Annotated in this window: 14 protein-coding genes; 1 reads left to right on the top strand and 13 read right to left on the bottom strand. The window is 60.7% G+C overall.

The genetic code is table 11. The features are described from left to right. Positions 1 to 47: 47 nt before the first annotated feature. From AC0V2S_RS23025 to AC0V2S_RS22965, 13 genes are all read right to left on the bottom strand, one after another. The gene (locus AC0V2S_RS23025) at positions 48 to 536 is read right to left on the bottom strand and encodes an RNA polymerase sigma factor (RefSeq protein WP_475511736.1); all 489 of its coding nucleotides are present in this window, start codon (positions 534 to 536) and stop codon (positions 48 to 50) included. A 3-nt stretch (positions 537 to 539) separates the two neighbouring features. Beyond that, positions 540 to 2,738, bottom strand: coding sequence for a TonB-dependent siderophore receptor (locus AC0V2S_RS23020; protein WP_475511735.1), 2,199 nt, complete (start codon positions 2,736 to 2,738; stop codon positions 540 to 542). A gap of 253 nt (positions 2,739 to 2,991) precedes the next feature. Then, positions 2,992 to 4,608 (bottom strand): NAD(P)/FAD-dependent oxidoreductase, encoded by a 1,617-nt coding sequence (locus tag AC0V2S_RS23015; protein WP_475511734.1) that lies wholly within the window; start codon positions 4,606 to 4,608, stop codon positions 2,992 to 2,994. Between the two features lie 157 nt (positions 4,609 to 4,765). Beyond that, positions 4,766 to 5,164: a DUF4124 domain-containing protein gene (locus AC0V2S_RS23010; RefSeq protein ID WP_475511733.1), complete on the bottom strand. Its 399-nt coding sequence runs from the start codon at positions 5,162 to 5,164 to the stop codon at positions 4,766 to 4,768. A 255-nt stretch (positions 5,165 to 5,419) separates the two neighbouring features. Further along, positions 5,420 to 6,232, bottom strand: coding sequence for an outer membrane protein OmpK (locus tag AC0V2S_RS23005; RefSeq protein ID WP_475511732.1), 813 nt, complete (start codon positions 6,230 to 6,232; stop codon positions 5,420 to 5,422). Positions 6,233 to 6,345: 113 nt separating this feature from the next. Continuing rightward, positions 6,346 to 7,812, bottom strand: coding sequence for a nucleobase:cation symporter-2 family protein (locus AC0V2S_RS23000; protein ID WP_475511731.1), 1,467 nt, complete (start codon positions 7,810 to 7,812; stop codon positions 6,346 to 6,348). 262 nt (positions 7,813 to 8,074) lie between these two features. Then, on the bottom strand, positions 8,075 to 8,722 hold the full coding sequence (locus AC0V2S_RS22995) for a 7-cyano-7-deazaguanine/7-aminomethyl-7-deazaguanine transporter (RefSeq protein WP_475511730.1): 648 nt from the start codon (positions 8,720 to 8,722) through the stop codon (positions 8,075 to 8,077). Between the two features lie 174 nt (positions 8,723 to 8,896). Continuing rightward, the gene (locus AC0V2S_RS22990) at positions 8,897 to 11,287 is read right to left on the bottom strand and encodes a TonB-dependent siderophore receptor (RefSeq protein WP_475511729.1); all 2,391 of its coding nucleotides are present in this window, start codon (positions 11,285 to 11,287) and stop codon (positions 8,897 to 8,899) included. A 96-nt stretch (positions 11,288 to 11,383) separates the two neighbouring features. Further along, positions 11,384 to 12,337 (bottom strand): FecR domain-containing protein, encoded by a 954-nt coding sequence (locus AC0V2S_RS22985; protein ID WP_475511728.1) that lies wholly within the window; start codon positions 12,335 to 12,337, stop codon positions 11,384 to 11,386. Then, positions 12,321 to 12,851 carry a sigma-70 family RNA polymerase sigma factor gene (locus AC0V2S_RS22980; RefSeq protein WP_475511727.1) on the bottom strand — a complete coding sequence of 177 codons (531 nt, stop codon included), beginning with the start codon at positions 12,849 to 12,851 and terminating at the stop codon, positions 12,321 to 12,323. The genes AC0V2S_RS22985 and AC0V2S_RS22980 overlap by 17 nt, the downstream gene beginning before the upstream one ends. A gap of 128 nt (positions 12,852 to 12,979) precedes the next feature. Next, positions 12,980 to 13,300, bottom strand: coding sequence for a hypothetical protein (locus AC0V2S_RS22975; protein WP_475511726.1), 321 nt, complete (start codon positions 13,298 to 13,300; stop codon positions 12,980 to 12,982). Further along, on the bottom strand, positions 13,297 to 13,839 hold the full coding sequence (locus AC0V2S_RS22970; protein WP_475511725.1) for a thiamine pyrophosphate-binding protein: 543 nt from the start codon (positions 13,837 to 13,839) through the stop codon (positions 13,297 to 13,299). The genes AC0V2S_RS22975 and AC0V2S_RS22970 overlap by 4 nt, the downstream gene beginning before the upstream one ends. Next, positions 13,836 to 15,035 (bottom strand): PepSY-associated TM helix domain-containing protein, encoded by a 1,200-nt coding sequence (locus AC0V2S_RS22965; RefSeq protein ID WP_475511724.1) that lies wholly within the window; start codon positions 15,033 to 15,035, stop codon positions 13,836 to 13,838. Before AC0V2S_RS22965 ends, AC0V2S_RS22970 begins: the two co-directional genes overlap by 4 nt. 378 nt (positions 15,036 to 15,413) lie before the next feature. On the opposite strand from AC0V2S_RS22965, the gene AC0V2S_RS22960 reads away from it, so the two are divergent. Then, positions 15,414 to 15,749: a hypothetical protein gene (locus AC0V2S_RS22960; protein ID WP_475511723.1), complete on the top strand. Its 336-nt coding sequence runs from the start codon at positions 15,414 to 15,416 to the stop codon at positions 15,747 to 15,749. The last annotated feature ends 146 nt before the right edge of the window (positions 15,750 to 15,895 follow it).

Below are 15,895 nucleotides of genomic sequence, written 5' to 3'. Positions count from 1 at the left end.
TCGGGCGTTTCTCGCGAGGCAATACAGGTACAACGTGCACCAACGGCTCAATCCTCATTATTGAAATCCCGCTGGCAGTGTTGCAGGGCCCGAATCATGTCTTTTTCCACGGTACTGATGGACACGCCAAGTTGGCCGGCGATGGTCGCATAGGGCAAACCGTCTACGCGACTGAGCAAAAACACCTGCTGGGTACGGCGCGGCAATTTGTGCAGGTGTTGCACCAACGCATCGAGCTCCTGGCGGGCGACGGCCTGGCGGTCCAGTTCGGCGCCGGGTTGTTCTTCGTCGTGAAGTTGCACGGCGTAGCGACTACGCACCTGGCGGGCTCGCACATGGTCGAGCGCCAGGTTCTGCGCCGTACGAAACAGCAGGCTGCGGTCACCGTCATCGAGTTGTCGGTGCCACAGCCTTAGAAAAGTGTCCTGCGCCACATCCTCGGCCGCGCTGCGGTCGCCGACGATTCGGCGGATTAACTGCAGCAGGCGGTTCTGCTCGCGCAGATACAGGGTGAGGAAGGGCGAAGGCTTGTGCATGGGTTAGAAGCTGTACTTGGCCGTCAGCATAAAGTTGCGCGGAGCACCGTACGCGTCGCCGCCGTACAGAATGGAACTGGAGATGGACGAGTAATACTCGCGGTCGAAGATGTTGTTGGCGTTTACCTGCAGATCGAGGTTCTTTGTGGCTTGGTAGCCGGCCATCAGATCGGCCACATAGTAGGCGCCCTGTTCAAGACGGTAGGTGGAACCATCGGCCACCTCGAAGTCGTTGTACATGCGGCTCTGCCAGGACACGTTGCCGCCCACGCGCAGTTTTTCCAGCTCGCCCTGGAAGCGGTAACTGGTGGTCACCTTGAACAAGTGCGCCGGTGAGTCGGTGTCGAATTGCTTGTTCACGTTCTGCGGGTTGGCGTCGTCTTTGATGGTGTGCACGCGGGCGTAGGTGTAGCCACCGCCGACTTGCCAGTTCTCGGTTAGCGCGCCTTGCAGTTCAAAGTCGATGCCCTGGCTGCGGACTTCGCCGGAGGCCTGGTAGCAGGTATCCAGGTTTGGGCAGACCACGAGGTGATCAATTATTTCGACCGCACGGTTTTCCTGGTCCACGCGGAACAGCGCCAGGCTCGCATTCAATGCCCCTTCGAGGTATTCGCCTTTGACGCCGATCTCGTAGTTTTTACCGGCGATAGGACGAACCGGTGTGCCATTCGTGCTGTTCTCGCTCTGCGGCGTAAAGATGTCGCTGAAGCTGACGTAGACCGAGTGATGCTCGTCGAAGTCGTAGATCAAGCCGGCATAGCGGGTTACGTTGCGGGTGACCTTGTAATCGCCTTTACCGTCGCCGACGCCGTCCCCATCGCTGTCGCCGTTGCGGTTGTCGTAGTCGTACCAGTCCAGGCGACCGCCAAGAATCAGCTTCAGCGGGTCGGCCAGGTTGAGGCGAGTGGTGATGTACACGCCGTCCTGGGTGCTGACTTCGCGGGTATTGGTGGTGTGTACGAAATCAGGCTTGCCGCCACCTGTCACAGGCCAGGTGAAGGCGTAGGGCGAGTAGTCATGGTTGGTGTTGTCGTAAATGCGCTCGCTGGCGCCGATGACCAACTCATGGGTACGGCCGAATGCTTCGACAGGCCCGCTGACAAAACCGTCTATGCCGCCCTGGTTCTCGTCGGAAGTTGCCTGGTAGACCGTGCGCAGCACGGGGCCCGCCCAGCGCGACTGGTACGAACCGGAGAACAGCGCATTCTGCTCGGCGTAGTTGGCGTTGAGTTGCAGGGTCCAGTCGTTGGCCAGTCTCTGGCGCAACTCGGCAAACACCGTGTTCACTTCCTGGTGCTTGTTTTCCCAATCGGTGCCGGGGTTGTAAGAGCGGGAATAGTCCAGGTGATGACCGTTGAGGCCGACCATGGCGGCGCCCCAGTAGTAGTTGGTCTTGTCTTTCTGACTGGAGATACCGACGGTGAGGGTGGTGTCGTCGCTCAAGTCGGCTTCGGTGACGGCGTAGAACAGGCTGTGCCTGTCTACGGCATTGTCGATAAAACTGTTGGCATCGTTGTACGACGTGACAACCCGGCCACGCACGGTGCCGCTGTCGTTCAGCGGGCTGGAGGCGTCGAGTTCACCGCGGTAGTTGTCCCAACTGCCGGCGGCGCCGGTCAGTGTCACTTTCTGATCGGCCAGCGGACGCTTGCGAATCAAATTGATCGCCGCCGACGGGTTGCCTGCGCCAGTCACCAGACCCGTAGCGCCACGCACGATTTCCACCCGGTCAAACATCGCCAGGTTGGGCTGCACGCCAACGCTGTAGCCCTCATAGCCACTCGGAATGCCGTCGTACATCAGGTTGTCGACGTCGAAACCGCGCGAGGTGTACTTCTGCCGACCCGGTCCGCTCGAGGTGTCGAGGAACAGCCCCGGCGTCGCCGCCACCACGTCGTTGATGCTGGTCATGGCTTGGTCGTCCATGCGCTGACGGGTGATAACGGTGACTGCCTGCGGCGTTTCGCGCATCGTGAGCGGTAGCTTGGTCGCCGTGGCCATCGAGCCGGTGGTGTAGGACTGCGTGTCTTCGGTTGTCGCCGCGCCGGTCAGGCTCTGGCCATTGATCACGGCCGCACCGAGTTCCATGTTGGCAGCCGGCTCTGCTTCCGTTGCCGGCACCTCCTCGGCATAAGCCGCCTGGCCAACCCACAAGCTCAAAACGATGGCCGAAGCCAGTGGTGAAAGGTGGTGACGGTGCATATGAAGGGTCCTGTGTCCGGTTTCGGCTGATTGTTGTGGATGCCCTGAGGTTTTTCGGGCAAGCCGATCCCGCTGCTCCGGGGAACAGTCAAAAAATGGTCGGGATGGCTACGGCGCGAAGAAGTGTATGTAAATGTAAGGTTTTCGTAAATGGGAAATTATGTCATTTGCTATTTGATACCAAGTCCGGCGTTAAGGCCAAAAAAAAGCACCCGGTTTTAGCGGGTGCTTTGAGGTGTTGCGCGGGCGGAAATCAGGCGTCGTTAAGGCCCAACATATCCCGCGCCACCGCTTCGGCGATGCGAATGCCGTCCACCCCGGCCGAGAGAATCCCGCCGGCATACCCGGCGCCTTCACCTGCGGGGAACAACCCGCGCACGTTCAGGCTTTGCAGATCATCGCCACGGGTAATGCGCAGCGGCGACGAGGTGCGGGTTTCGATGCCGGTGAGCACCGCGTCATGCATGGCAAAGCCTTTGATCTGCTTGTCGAACGCCGGCAGCGCCTCGCGGATGGCTTCGATGGCGAAGGCGGGCAGGGCGTCGGCCAGGTCCATCAGGTTGATGCCGGGCTTGTACGACGGCTCGACACTGCCCAGGGCCGTGGTCGCTTTGCCGGCGATAAAGTCGCCGACCAATTGCCCCGGCGCGTTGTAGTTGCGCCCGCCCATCACATAGGCGTGCGACTCCAGCCGCTCCTGCAATTCCACGCCGGCCAGCGGGCCGCCGGGGTAATCCACTTCCGGGGTGATGCCGACCACGATGCCCGAGTTGGCATTGCGCTCGTTACGCGAATACTGGCTCATGCCGTTGGTAACCACGCGCTCAGGCTCGGAGGTGGCGGCCACCACGGTGCCGCCCGGGCACATGCAGAAGCTGTACACCGAACGGCCATTCTTGGCGTGGTGCACCAGCTTGTAGTCGGCGGCGCCGATTTTCGGGTGACCGGCAAATTTGCCCAGGCGCGCCTGGTCGATCAGCGATTGCGGGTGCTCGATACGGAAACCCACCGAGAACGGCTTGGCTTCCATAAAGACGTCGCGGCTGTGCAGCATGCGGAAGGTGTCACGGGCGCTGTGGCCGAGGGCCAGAATCACGTGGCGGCTGTTGATCTGTTCGCCGCTGGCCAGGGTGACGCCAGTGAGTTGGCCGTCTGCGATCTGCACGTCGGTCACCCGTTGCTCGAAGCGCACTTCGCCGCCCAGGGCGATGATCTGCTCGCGCATATCCGCCACCACGCCGGTGAGGCGGAAGGTGCCGATATGGGGTTTGTTGACGTACAGAATCTCTTCCGGCGCGCCGGCTTTGACGAACTCGTGCAGCACTTTGCGGCCGAGAAATTTCGGGTCTTTGATCTGGCTGTACAGCTTGCCGTCGGAGAACGTCCCGGCGCCGCCTTCACCAAATTGCACGTTGGATTCCGGGTTGAGCACGCTTTTACGCCACAGGCCCCAGGTGTCTTTGGTGCGCTGACGCACTTCCTTGCCGCGCTCCAGCACGATGGGTTTGAAGCCCATTTGCGCCAGCAGCAGGGCGGCAAAAATGCCGCACGGGCCGAAACCGACCACCAGTGGGCGCTCGCCCATTTGCTCAGGGGCGTGGCCAACGAATTTGTAGGCGGTGTCGGGGGCGATGCTGATATGACGGTCGTCGCTGAATTTTTGCAGCAGCGCGGCTTCATCGGCGACGGAGAAATCGATGGTGTAGATAAAGCACAACTCGGCGGATTTTTTCCGCGCGTCGTAGCTGCGCTTGAACAGCGTGAAGTCGAGCAATTGGCTATCGACAAGGCCCAGGCGTTGAACCAGGGCAGGGCGCAGTGCCTCTTCGGCGTGGTCGATAGGCAGCTTGAATTCGGTGATTCGTAACATGGGGCATTCCAGTATCAGGGCCGGTGGTAACCCGGCAGCTTGGCAAGGCGGCGATTATAGCCCCATGAACGTCCCGTAGGATGGGTAGAGCAGAGCGAAACCCATGCGGTGTGCGTTGCCGGTGAGATTGATGGGTTTCGCCTCGAGCCGACCCAACCTACGGATTAATCCTGCGGTTCGGATTCTGCTGTTCCTGGTGCTGCAGTGTGTTGTCGTAAAGCTCTTGCTTGTGCCGCGCGGCCTGTTCGTGCATTTGCGTGCGCTTCTGTTCGCGCGCCGGGTCTTCGCTGTCCGGGATCACCGTCAGCCCACTGACTGGCGAATGAGTCTGGCTGCTATCGGTGGCGTCAGGTTGTTCTTCGGCAGGCTGTTCAGTCACCGGAATATTCAGCACCCCGCTGGGCGGTACCGGTTCGATGACGCGGGTGGTTTCGCCGCTGCCTTCCGGGCAGGGCACGGTGGCGTAGCTGGTGCTGCCATCCGCGGCAACGCATTTGTACACCTGGGCCTGGGCACATGCAGGCAGCAGAACGAGCGCGATTACGGCCAGTTTCAAAGTGCTTCCCTCACTTTGTCGTTCGAAGCGCCAAGGCTAGCAGGCCTGATGGTGTGAATGTTGGGCTTCGCTGCGCTCAACCCAACCTACGGTGAAAAGATTGCCGGTGTAGGTTGGGTTGAGCCGAAGGCGAAGCCCAACACCTTAACGGCAATAAAAAAGGGGCGAACCGTCCATAAGCCGGTTCGCCCCCGGGGCGAATGACACCGCCTACCCAGCGGTCATTCGCACCTCACAGTGCCGATCAGACGTGCATTAGAAATGCACTTTTACCAGCAAGCTGGCGGTGTTCTGGTCGGTGCCGTCGAGGATCTTGTCGCCGAGGAAACTGTCGTTGTCGACGCCGTACTTGTCTTTCCAGTAGTCGTATTCGATACCGACGTACAGCTGCTTGGCGCCCAGGTTCAACGCCTTGCCCAGGTCATATTTGATCTGCGGGTTGAAGTGCAGGTTGGCGTGGTACGTGCCACGGGCGTTCTCGTCGTTGTCGACCACCCAGTCCATAAACCCGTCGATCAGGATGTCGGAACTGCCGACCGGAATGGTGTAGCTCCACGCCGGAGTGATCTGCCACACGTCGTCGCCTGGGCGGTTGCCTTCGGTTTGACGGTTGTAGAAGTTGATCTGGAAGAAATCGAAGCCCGGAATGGCCAGGTCGAAGCCCGGGCCGATCAGGTAGGACTCCACATCGCCTTCGCCAAACTCATAGGTCATGGCCAACAGCACGTCGGTGACCGGGCCGAAGGCGATCTTCTCGCCGGTGACTTTGCCCAGCGAAATGCGCGGGCTGAATTCGCCGTAGTAGGTGTTGTTGCCTACGCCAGCATCGGCTTTGCCGTTGTAGAAAATCTTGTCGACAAACAGAAAGTTGTCGCCGTACTTCCAGCCGTCGGCGTGCTCGAAGGTTACGGTTTGCTGGATTTCAGGGTTGACCTTGAAATCCTGGCCATACAGGTAGGTCAGGCTGTTGTTCTGCCATTGCAGCAGGTCACCCGCCAACGCAGCCTGGCCACCAGTAAACAGACCGGCAGTCAGAGCGAGGCAGTGCGGCAAATGCTTCAGGTTCATTGGGTTTTCCTTGTTGTTGTGGTTATTACAGCGCTTTCCAGCTTTGGCACCGCAAGGCGCCCGAAACCTGGCAGTTTCGGGCGCATCGCGATACGTAAGTTGAAGAGGGGCGGTCAGCTTTGCAGGCTGACTTTGCCGGAGCGTGCCAAGTCGTTGGCGATGTCTTCATCGCTCGGGTTTTGCATCACTTCAACGATCGAGGCTTCCGGGTCGAACTCGTCTTCTTCGATGGCATCCAGGTATTCCTCCGGCAAGAAGATATTTAGCAGGATGGCGGCGAACGCGCCGACGGTGATCGGCGACTCGAAGATGTTGTGCAAGGCACTTGGCAGTTCGCGCAGTACTTCCGGTACGGCGGCGACGCCCAACCCCAGGCCCAGGGAAATCGACACGATCAGCATATTGCGGCGGTGCAGGCCAGCCTCGGAGAGGATCTTGATCCCCGCCACGGCCACGGTGCCGAACATGATCAACGTGGCGCCGCCCAATACCGGTTTGGGCATCAGTTGCAGCACTGCGCCCACCATCGGGAACAGGCCCAGTAACACCAGTAGCGCGGCGATGAAATACGCCACGTAGCGGCTGGCCACACCGGTCAGCTGAATCACGCCGTTGTTCTGCGCGAAGGTCACCATCGGCATGCTGCTGAACAGCGCGGCCATTGCCGAGTTGAGACCGTCAGCCAACAGGCCCGACTTGATGCGGCGGATATACACCGGGCCACGCACCGGTTGCTGGGAAATCATCGAGTTGGCCGTCAAGTCTCCGGCGGCTTCCAGCGGGGTAATCAGGAACACCACGGCCACCGGGATAAACGCGTAGAGGTCGAACGAGAACCCGTACTTGAACGGCATGGGAATGCTGACGGCGGGTACGTCTGGCATGGCGGCGAAATCCACCTTGCCCATCGCCCAGGCCACCACAAAGCCGATGCACAGGCCGATGATGATGGCGGACAGGCGCAGAATCGGAATATCGAAACGGTTCAGCACCACGATGATGCCCAGCACCAGAAAGGCCAGGCCCAGGTTGCTCATGGCGCCCAGATCCGGAGCGCCGAAGCCGCCGGCCATATCAGTGACGGCCACTTTGATCAGCGACAGGCCCATCAGGGTGATGATGGTGCCGGTCACCACCGGGGTGATCAGCTTGCGCAGCTTGCCAATGAACTGGCTGAGGGCGACTTCGATAAAGGCGGCAAAAAAGCACACGCCAAAAATCGTCGAGAGAATTTCGTCGGTGCCGCCGCCGCGCGACTTCACCAGAAAACCGGCGCTGAGAATCACGCTGATAAACGCGAAGCTGGTGCCTTGCAGGCACAACAAACCGGAGCCGATGGGGCCGAAACGGCGCGCCTGAATAAAGGTACCCAGGCCCGAAACGAACAGCGCCATGCTGATCAGGTACGGCACTTCACTCTGCAGGCCCAGGGCGCCGCCGATGATTAGGGTAGGGGTGATGATGCCAACGAAGCTGGCCAGTACGTGTTGCAGTGCGGCAAAGAGCGCGGCGGTGAAATGCGGGCGGTCCTCGAGACCATAGATAAGGTCCGAGCGGTTGGAGCTATCGTGGGTTGTCATAGTCAGCCTGCCAATTGTTTTTATTCGGTCATGGGCTCGAGGGCTGCGTGTTGCCCTCTGTCTCGACGGCGTGAAAAAACTGTCCACTCAGTCAGAATGTGCCGATCATAATCACTTGTGGACAAGATGTGGAACAATTTTATTTTGGATTGTGCACAAAATTGATAGGCGGCCGAAAGCATCGAGGCTGAAGCCTCTCCCACTAGGAATGCACGGTTCCTGTAGGAGAGACTTCAGCCTCGATTGCTGCAAACGGGGTTTTTCAGGCGGTCGGACGACCAGCCAGCACGCGCAAGATGGCGTTGAGCAATACGCCGTATAGCGGCACAAACAGCAGCAGGCTGATGGTCAGCTTTACGCCGTAATCGACGGTGGCGATTTCCACCCAGTGCTCGGCCATAAACGGGTTGCTGCTGTGCCAGAAGGCCACGGCAAAGAAGACGAACGTGTCCAGCAGGTTGCCGAAAATGGTCGATACGGTGGGCGCAATCCACCACTGGCGCAGCCGCCGCAGACGGTCGAACACCTGGATATCGAGAATCTGCCCGAACGCATAGGCCATAAAGCTGGCCAGGGAAATGCGCAGTACAAACTCATTGAATTCCAGCAACGCGCCGACGCCACGAAAGCTCGCTTCCTGGAACAGCACCGAGACGATGTATGACACCAGCAGCGCCGGCACCATCACCTGGGCAATTACCAGGCGCGCCGGGCCCTTGCCGAGCAGGCGCACGGTGAGGTCAGTAGCCAGGAAAATAAACGGGAAGCTGAACGCGCCCCAGGTGGTGTGCCAGCCCAACAGGGTGATGGGCAGCTGCACCAAGTAGTTGCTGGCGATGATGATGACGATGTGGAACAGCACCAACGTCGTAAGCGCGACGCGGCGGCGGTCGGGGTGAATCAGGGACATGGCAGGGCCTTTTTGATCGATGGGGTTAGGGAACCCATGGAAACGGCGCGCATTCTACCTGCTGCGCGCTGAATCTTGTAGGAGCGACCTTGGTCGCGAACCCTGCAAACCTCGGTCTTGATCGAAGTTTGCAGGGTTCGCCAGCAAGCTGGCTCCTACGGACGGCGCGGTGGATCAGTAGCTGTACTTCAAACTAGTCATCACATTCCGCGGCGCACCATAGGTGCCATACGTGCTGGCCGAGCTGTAGTACTCCTCGTCAAACAGGTTGTTGACGTTCACCGAGGCGCTGAGGTTTTCGCTGATCTCGTAACGCGCCATCAGGCTGGCCAGGTAGTAGCTGTCCTGTGTGTAGGTGTGCAGGTCGTAGCCGGTCTTGCTCTGCCAGTTGAGGCCGCCGCCGATGGTGAGTTTTTCCAGTGCGCCGTGCAGGCGGTAGGTGGTGAAGGTTTTGACACTTTGGCGCGGCACCTGGGTAACGATGCGGTTGTCGTCGGCATCTTCGCTGATGCTGTAGGTGTAGCCGCCGGCTACTTGCCAGCCATCGGCCAGTTCACCGTTCACTTCCAGCTCGGCACCATGGGAGGTCACGCCTTCTTCGCTGTAGTAGGCCTGAATGTCGCCGTCCCAGATTGCCAGGCTGTCTTGCTCTGATTTGAACAGAGCAAGGCTGGCGTTCAAGCGGCCGTCGTCGAAGGCGGCCTTGATGCCGGTTTCATAGCTGGTGCCTTCTTCCGGGTCGAGCATGCCGTTGTCGCGGTCACGTACCCACGAACCCTGCGGGTTGAAGATTTTCGTGTAGCTGGCGTAGACCGCCCAGGTGTCATCGAGGTCGTACACCACGCCGGCATAGGGAATGGTCACACCACTTTCGGTCTGCTCGGTTTTGCTGCGGGCCGCGCCATCGGGTTTGGCTGTATTGGTGCGGTGCCAGTCGACCACACGGCCGCCGGTGATCACCGACAAGTCGTCCGTCAGGCGCCAGCGCGCGGTCAGGTACGCGCCGTACTGGGTTTCTTCCAGGTCATTGCTGCCGTACCGCGTGAACTGCGGACGCGGTGCCTGGCCGTTCCAGTTGTTGAGGTCATCGATGGCGCCGTCATAGCCACTGCCGGGGCGCAACCAGCCGCCGTTGTCGGGCGACTCTTCTTCCATGCGCGACAAGGTCAGGCCGGTAATCAGCTCATGCTCCTGGCCAAACAGCTCGAAGGGCCCGGTGAAGTAACCATCCACGCTGTCTTGCTCCGGCGTGCCGTTCCACTTCACCGGCATGATGTACCCGCCGCTGCCAGTGGCCTGGTCAATGCCCGCGTCTGAGGCCAGGTAATCGACCACGGCGTCGTATTCGTTGCGCGCGTGGCTGTATTCCACTTTGCCGCTCCAGCCGTTACCGAACTGGTGCTCGAGTGAGGTGAAGAAGGAGAGTTGGTCGCGGTCGTAGTAGGACCAGCTCGGCGCCGGGTTGAATGAGCGGGAGAAATCGGTCTTTTGCCCATTGCTGTAGAACAACGGCACGCCACTGCGGGGCGGGGCGTTGGAGTCGATTTTCTGCCAGCTGAAACCGGCGGTCAGCAGGGTGGCATCGGACAGGTCGAATTCGCTAATGCCATACACCAGCGTGGATTCCTGGGAGTAGCGGTCGAACCAGGCGTGCTGGTCTTTGTAATCCACCACCACACGGCCGCGCACATTGCCCGTTTCGGTCAGCGGGCCGGACACATCCACGCCGGTGCCGTAACGGTCCCAACTGCCGGCTTCACCGCTGAGGCTGTAGTGGAAGTCGCTGGTCGGGCGTTTGCGAATCAGGTTGATGGTGGCCGACGGGTTGCCCATGCCGCTGATCAGCCCGGTGGCGCCGCGCACGATTTCCACCCGGTCGTACATGGCGGTGCTTTGCGCATAGTTGTCGAGTTTGGCCGAGGTGGGCACGCCGTCCACTTCAAAGTTATTGATCTGAAAACCGCGCGACCAGTAGGAGTCGGCATCGGCGCCGAGGTTCTCGCGCACTACGGTGATACCGGCGGCGGCTTCCAGCGAATCGGTGACGGTGATCAGACGCTGGTCAGTTAGCCGTTGTTGGGTGAGCACGGTGACTGACTGCGGGGTTTCCTTGGGTGACAGGTTCAGGCGCGTCGAGCTGCTGGACGAATCGGTGGTGTACGACCCGGTGCCTTCAGTAGTGGAGCCCGGCGCCTTGCCGGAAATGCTCACGGCGGGCAGTTCGACCTTGCCGGTGTCGCGCGCCGGTTGCAGTTGGTAGCGGTTAGCACCGGTGGCCTGCGCTTCCAGGCCGCTGCCTTGCAACAGAATGTGCAGGGCCTGTTCGACGCTGTAACTGCCCTGCAGGGCTGGGCTGGTTTTGTTGGCGGTCATCGCGCCGTCGGCGGCGAGAAAAATACCGGCCTGGGCGGCAAATTCATTGAGCTGATTGGCCAGCGGGCCGGCGGCAATCGAATAGCTACGGACTTCGCTTTGCGCAGCGGCATACGCCTGCGCAGTAAACAGCGTGCCGCAAAGGGCGAGGGAGACAGCCAGGGTTAAGGGGCGCAGCGAACAAGCAAGCATCGGGATTTCCTTGGTCTTCTTAGTTGGCATTACCAACCAATTCGGATGAGAAGGAAAAACCGGAAGCGCGGATGAGAAATATTTTCAAAAAAATCGTCAACGGGCTTCGACGCTCAACCACCAGGGCAGCGGGCGGCGGATTTGAATGGGTAAAACGTTCTGCAACATGGCCAGGGTTTGCTCGGTGTCATGCAGCGGGAAGGTGCCCATCACTCGCAGGTTCGCCACTTCCGGCGCCACGCCCAGATGCCCATGGCGATAGCGGGCGAGCTCCTCGATAAACGCCGAGAGCGGCATGTCGGTGGCCAAGAGAATGCCGTCGCGCCAGCTTTGCCGTGCGCTGTCGGCTGGGCTTGCGGCGCTGATGTGCAGCTCATCGAAATGCACGTGCTCGCCGGCGTGGGCGATGGTGCTGTTATTCACCTGTACAGCGCCTTCGAACACGCTGAGCACGGTTTGCTGCTCTTGCTGCAACACGCTGAAGCGCGTGCCCAGCGGTCGCATCTGGCCGTGCTTGCTCTGCACGAGCATTGGTCGTGGGTCGGCGGCGGTTTCGATCAGCACTTCACCTTCCACCAATTGCAGCAGGCGGCGGTCGTGTTGCAGGTTTACGTTCAGGGCGCTGGCGCTGTTCAGCCAGACGCGGGTGCCGTCGCTGAGGGTGAGCGCGCGGACTTCGCCGACGCCGCTGCGGTAGTCCGCGCGCCAGCTCATCAAGGCTTGTGGCAACGGGCTATGGCGCCAGCCCAACCAGCCCAGCGTGGCGCCGCCACACAACAGCGCGATGCTGCGTAACGCATGCCGACGCGAGGTGCCGCGGCGTACGCGGCTGAGGGTTTGTGCGGCCAGCTCGGCGTCTTCGTGCAGCGGCGCAAACCGCTCGCTGATGCGCTCCACATACAACCAGGCTTGGCGGTGCATGGCGTCCTGGCCATGCCAGTGCTGCCAGGCGTCACGGGTGGCGCTGTCCACGCCTTCCACGCTGAGGCGCGCGTACCAGTTGGCGGCCTGCTGCAGCACGGTGTGGTCGGGTTTAGACGAGGGCTGCATCCAGCTCGGCCTCCAGCAACAGGCACTGGAACATCGCCTGGGCCATATAGCTGGTGACCGTGCGTTCCGATACCGCGAGGCGCTCGGCGATCTGCTTGTAATTCTGGCCATGCAGCTGGGCGAGCAGAAAGGCCTCGGCGACTTTTTCCGGCAGGCGGCGGAGCATGGCGTGCACCTGCTGCAAGGCTTCCAGCACCATGGCGCGGTGTTCTTCGGAGGGGGCATAGTCGTCTGGGCGACTGGCCAGGGTGTCGAGCCAGGCCTGTTCCACCTGGCGGCGGCGCCAGAAGTCGATGCACACATGGCGCGACACCGCGCTCAGGTACGCGCGGGCGTGGCCATCGCTATCAAACGCTTGCGGCTTGCTGAGCAGGCGCAGAAAGACATCGTGGGCGAGGTCGGCGGCGTCATGGCTATTGCCCAGCTTGCGACTCAGCCAGGCACGCACCCAACCGTGGTGCTCGACATAAAAGCCGTGCACCTGCTGCTGATAGGAAGGGGGCGTTGCCGACATCGCGGAGAAGTTCGTATATGAGAAAGGTTTGCATCTTAGTGAGAAGGAGAGAGCCTGGCAATCGGCGTGTGCGGGGCTAGCGGTGGCGTAGGGCGAATTTCCCCAGGGGGGATATCCGCCGTAGAGGCTCAAGGCTCGCGAATATCCTTGTGATCGATTTCCACCGTGTGTCCCGGCCCCAACTCCAGCAGCACATAAAACTCGCCGTCGGGACGGGTGAACGTGAAGCTCGAGTCATTCTTTAGCTTGCCTTCCAGCAGCGTTTTTTCGTCGTAGCCGATGACATCCAGAGTGGCGCCGGGCAGAGCTGTGCCATCGGACATCCCGCCATTGCAGCGGATTTGTTCGCCACCAATGGCCTGGCACTGACAGTACAAACCGTGGGCCACTGCCGGAGTGCTAGCGGCCAAGGCCAGGGTGACCACCGCAAAGGAGAAAACACGGTTCATGGGCGAGCTCCGGGTTGGCGTTCAAGCCAGGTGATTAGCGAGGGCGAGGCATTGGCCAGGGGAATGGCGGTCTGGTGCACGCTGCCGTCCCAGCCTTCGACGGTCAGCCATAAATCGCTGGCCGCCGTGGTGTCGCTCGGCACCGCTACTTCGGCCATCAACCGGTACGGGCTGCCGGACAGCAACGCGCCAGCGGTGCGCAGGTTGCGCGGTTTGCCGATCCGTAGGTAAGCCGCCTTCACCTTGGGCAGACAGGCCTCACACAGCGCCACGGCAAACTCTTTCATATTGCCGGCTTTGCCTTCGGCTTCCGGGTCGCCGACATGCCATTCGGCCACGCGCGCCGTCCAAGGGCCGACGTTGTACTCGCCGATCTCCCGCTCACCCAGGCCCAGGGTGCCGCGAAACATCGCTGCGTTCTCGAAGTACGCCGGCATAAAGCCCAGGGGAATCGCCAGCAGGGCGATATTCAAATGGAAGCGGTACTTGTGCCACAGGCGCTGGGTGGTGGTTTGCGGTGCAGCGATGGCCTTGCTCATGGCTGCCCCTCCGAGACGATAGTGGTCGCACGCTGCGGTGTTCCCCGTTGCGCGCGTTTGGCCAGATTGGCGGTGGCTTGCACGGTGCGTTTACTCCAGATGAGTAGGCCGCTGAGCACCATCATGCTCAGCACCAAACCGAAGAAGGCCCAGATCAGCTTGATCCACAGCCCGCCGAAATCGCCGGTATGCAGTGGGCGCATCGACTCGGTGACGAACTCCAACGTGCTGCGGTCGCTGAGCAGATTGGCGCCGGCCACTTCGCCGGTATACGGGTTGATTTCGGCGGTCTGGAACATCAGCGGGTACCAGCCGCGACCGCCGATGCCGTAGTGGCTGAAGGCATCTTCCGGCAGGGTGATAAAACTCACCTCCAGCCCTGGAATTTTCTCGGCGGCGATGGCGGTGACCTGATCCAGGCCCAGACGTGGCGGCGCCAAGCCGTCGGCGGTTAGCGGCACTTCCTGACGGGCGACAAAGGATGGCGGGCCTTCGCTGGAGATCGAGATATGAAAATCCGAAAGCAGTGCCTCGATCAGAAACCAGGTGCCGGTGATGGAGATCACCGCGATAAACCAGATCGACCAGATGCCGCTCAGGCGATGGAAGTCGCCCCAGAAAATTCGCGCACCTTGGGTAACCCGCAGGCGCGGGGTGAAGAAGCCTTTCCAGAAGCGCTTGTAAACGACTAGCCCGGTGATCAACGACACCAGCAGCGGCAGGCCGAGCATCGACACCAAATACCAGCCCCAGCTATAGCCATTGGTAAACGGCACCAACCACCAGCCGTGCAAGGCGCGGGTGAAAGCGCTGAAGTCGAAGGTCGGGCTCACGCCCTGAATCGCGCCGCTGTAGGGATTGATATACAGCCGGTAGGTGCCGCCGCCCGGTTCACTCACGCTGGCGGTCAGGGCGAAGTGGGATTCTTCCGGGCTGGAGAGCCATTCCACCGCCAACTCTGGGCGCTCTTTCTGAATGGCCGCGAGCACCTGGCCGTAGCTCAGCGGCTGGGCCTCGTCATCGGGCTGGCTGGCGCGAATTTCCGGGGTGGCGAGCCAGACAATTTCCTGACTGACCACCGCCAGCGTGCCGGTGACGCACACGATCAGCAGGAAAAACCAGATGGGCAGGGCCAGCCAGCTGTGCACGAGGAACCAGGTTTTGGCGCGGTTTTTCTTTGATGTGGGTTTGGACATAAACAAGGGGACTTAGATAGCGAAATAAACCAGCGCCAAAGCGAGCGCGGACGACAAGGCGAGGCGAAACTTTTCCAGGTTTCAACGTCTCTACCTACAAGACGGATAGCTGCGACAAAACCCGCACCGGCAGATGCAAGGAAATGTTTCGAGGTGAGCGGGGCGCGGGCGGCGGCAAAAAATATTCACCCCCTGTTCAAATTCTTTTGCGGTTTTTTGTCTGCTCATCCGTCTTGTTAGTAAGGCGCCATATTTTTCAACGAGCGCCACGGTCAAGGAGTTGCACATGAATACACAGATTCAACCGGGCCAGGGCAGGGCAGCTCTGGGTCTGGCGAGCGTGCAGTCAGCGACGGACTCGGATGCGGAGGTGCGGGTATGAACCAACCACAGATGCTGCGCCTGAGTGGCTTGCCCGCTCAGCACGACAACCAGCGTTTCAAACGAATCCTCGGTGCGGCCGGCCTCAAGTGCAGCCAGCCACGCTTGAAAATTCTCGACGTGTTGTGCGAATGCAGCGAGCAGGGCGAGGCCCTGACCTTGCAGCAGATGCACGGGCGGTTAACCGATGCCGAAGTGCCGATTTCCCAGCTGTGCCTGAGCCAGGCATTGCGCCGGATGTGGCAGGGCGGTTTGGTGTGGCGCAACGAAGCGCATGCGTATGCGCTGGTGCCGGGTGCGTTGGATATGGCGGAGCAGCGCAGGGCGGGCTGATTAAGCGCGCCGGTTTACTAAACTGTTGTCAGTCTTGCGATTCTGGATTCCGAATCGTCGGACCGCCGCCTGCGCGGGAATGACGGCGTACTTATGAATATCCTCCGTCGTCCCCGCGCAGGCGGGGATCCAGAATCTTTCAGGTG

It is taken from the genome of Pseudomonas sp. CC11G, assembly GCF_056174845.1.
The sequence above is the reverse complement of the archived record's forward strand: the minus strand, read 5'-3'. Positions and strand labels throughout refer to the sequence as shown.

What these genes read in the sequence shown, in the direction of transcription:
- AC0V2S_RS23025 (WP_475511736.1), bottom strand. Translation starts at nt 536, where the DNA reads ATGCACAAGCCTTCGCCCTTCCTCACCCTGTATCTGCGCGAGCAGAAC.
- AC0V2S_RS23020 (WP_475511735.1), bottom strand. Translation starts at nt 2,738, where the DNA reads ATGCACCGTCACCACCTTTCACCACTGGCTTCGGCCATCGTTTTGAGC.
- AC0V2S_RS23015 (WP_475511734.1), bottom strand. Translation starts at nt 4,608, where the DNA reads ATGTTACGAATCACCGAATTCAAGCTGCCTATCGACCACGCCGAAGAG.
- AC0V2S_RS23005 (WP_475511732.1), bottom strand. Translation starts at nt 6,232, where the DNA reads ATGAACCTGAAGCATTTGCCGCACTGCCTCGCTCTGACTGCCGGTCTG.
- AC0V2S_RS23000 (WP_475511731.1), bottom strand. Translation starts at nt 7,812, where the DNA reads ATGACAACCCACGATAGCTCCAACCGCTCGGACCTTATCTATGGTCTC.
- AC0V2S_RS22995 (WP_475511730.1), bottom strand. Translation starts at nt 8,722, where the DNA reads ATGTCCCTGATTCACCCCGACCGCCGCCGCGTCGCGCTTACGACGTTG.
- AC0V2S_RS22990 (WP_475511729.1), bottom strand. Translation starts at nt 11,287, where the DNA reads ATGCTTGCTTGTTCGCTGCGCCCCTTAACCCTGGCTGTCTCCCTCGCC.
- AC0V2S_RS22985 (WP_475511728.1), bottom strand. Translation starts at nt 12,337, where the DNA reads ATGCAGCCCTCGTCTAAACCCGACCACACCGTGCTGCAGCAGGCCGCC.
- AC0V2S_RS22980 (WP_475511727.1), bottom strand. Translation starts at nt 12,851, where the DNA reads ATGTCGGCAACGCCCCCTTCCTATCAGCAGCAGGTGCACGGCTTTTAT.
- AC0V2S_RS22975 (WP_475511726.1), bottom strand. Translation starts at nt 13,300, where the DNA reads ATGAACCGTGTTTTCTCCTTTGCGGTGGTCACCCTGGCCTTGGCCGCT.
- AC0V2S_RS22970 (WP_475511725.1), bottom strand. Translation starts at nt 13,839, where the DNA reads ATGAGCAAGGCCATCGCTGCACCGCAAACCACCACCCAGCGCCTGTGG.
- AC0V2S_RS22965 (WP_475511724.1), bottom strand. Translation starts at nt 15,035, where the DNA reads ATGTCCAAACCCACATCAAAGAAAAACCGCGCCAAAACCTGGTTCCTC.
- AC0V2S_RS22960 (WP_475511723.1), top strand. Translation starts at nt 15,414, where the DNA reads ATGAACCAACCACAGATGCTGCGCCTGAGTGGCTTGCCCGCTCAGCAC.